Consider the following 1,394-nt stretch of genomic DNA (forward strand, 5'->3'; position numbering starts at 1 on the left):
CTATATGAACGCGTCCCGTTTGCAACAGCTTTCTTGCGTTTCTGACAGACAGGATGGGCTGCGTCTCTATATCCGGCCTTATTGCAGCCGGTCCTGCCGCTGCGGGCCCCTATGAAATCCGCTGACTCACACCTCATTCTCCTAACGAGCTCGAAGCTCGTTACGCAATTCAGGTTTAGTGAGTCCCGGTCCTACCTGGCTTGTCATCACACTCGATTGCTGTGCAACCTTTCGACGTTCACCCTGTGTTAAACGTTGATCTTCTACCGTGCGTAAACCGTTCAGGCCGGTTTCATGCTCACGTAGTCCTTCCGGTACGGCCGATCATGCGCGAGCACCGCCCAGATCGTCCGCGCCATCTTGTTGGCCAGCGCGACGATCACGACATTCGTTGGTCGCCGCTTCTTCATCTGTTCGACCCACGGACCGGGTTCCTTCGCATGCGTCAATACCGCACGCGCACCGTGAATCAGCAGCGTGCGCAGATACATGTCGCCTCTCTTGCTGATCCCGTGCAGGTTCACCTTGCCGCCTGAGCCGGTCTGCTTTGGCACCAGGCCCGCCCACGCGGCAAACTCACGTCCCGACCGGAATGCCTTCGGGTCACCCATCATTGCCACCGCGGCAGTTGCCGTCAGCAACCCCACACCGGGAATCTCGCTAATCATCTTCACGGCCCGGTCTTCCTTCTTCCATTCGCGCATCCGGCGCTCGATCTCGGTTATCTGCTCGTCCAGCTTTGCCAACCCGTTCCACTGCTCGCGCAACGTATCGATCAGCGCCGCCGGCAGGCGCTCGGCGATGCGGCTAAGTACGGCTGGTATTTCCTTGTCCAGCTTCGCCCGTCCCTTGCTCATCACCTCGCCGTATTCCGTCAGTAACCCGCGCAGCCCGTTGCTCTGCATCGTCCGAAACTTCACCAACTGCTCGCGCATCCGGTGCAGCGCCAACATCGCCTGCTGCATCTCGGTCTTCACCGCCACCGGCTTGCCCGGCTGCTGCACCGCCAGCCAGATCGCCCGCGCGTCTGCCGCGTCGTTCTTGTTGCGGATGTTGAACGCCTTCACGAACTCCGCCGGCATCAGCCTGACCTCGTGACCCATCCGCGTCAGTTCTCGCGCCCAGTGGTGCGCACCGCCGCATGCTTCCATTCCGATCACGCACCGTGCACGGTTCGCGAAGTGCTCGAGAAACTTCGCCCGCTTGATCGGCTTGTTCACGATCTCTCCAGTTTCCCGGTCAACGTAATGCACCTGGAAAACCTGCTTGGCGATGTCGACGCCCACTGCGATACTGTTCATCGTGGATCCTCCGGTTGCCGGGAAATGCGTGCATTTTCCACCTGGGCACTTCGATGCCGTTGGCCCGCGAGGATCCACCTCCTGCTTCTGCTC

The 1,394-nt window shown here is 60.3% G+C and carries 1 protein-coding gene; it reads right to left on the reverse strand.

Going from position 1 to position 1,394, the window contains the following annotated elements:
- Positions 1-281: 281 nt before the first annotated feature.
- Positions 282-1,301: an IS110 family transposase gene (locus DIE15_RS36605; protein ID WP_124835879.1), complete on the reverse strand. Its 1,020-nt coding sequence runs from the start codon at positions 1,299-1,301 to the stop codon at positions 282-284.
- Between the last annotated feature and the right edge of the window lie 93 nt (positions 1,302-1,394).

Source organism: Burkholderia sp. Bp9031 (assembly GCF_003857965.1).
GTDB classification, from domain to species: Bacteria; Pseudomonadota; Gammaproteobacteria; order Burkholderiales; family Burkholderiaceae; genus Burkholderia; species Burkholderia ambifaria_A.

Coding starts and splice junctions, on each gene's coding strand:
- DIE15_RS36605 (WP_124835879.1), bottom strand. CDS start 1,301: ATGAACAGTATCGCAGTGGGCGTCGACATCGCCAAGCAGGTTTTCCAG.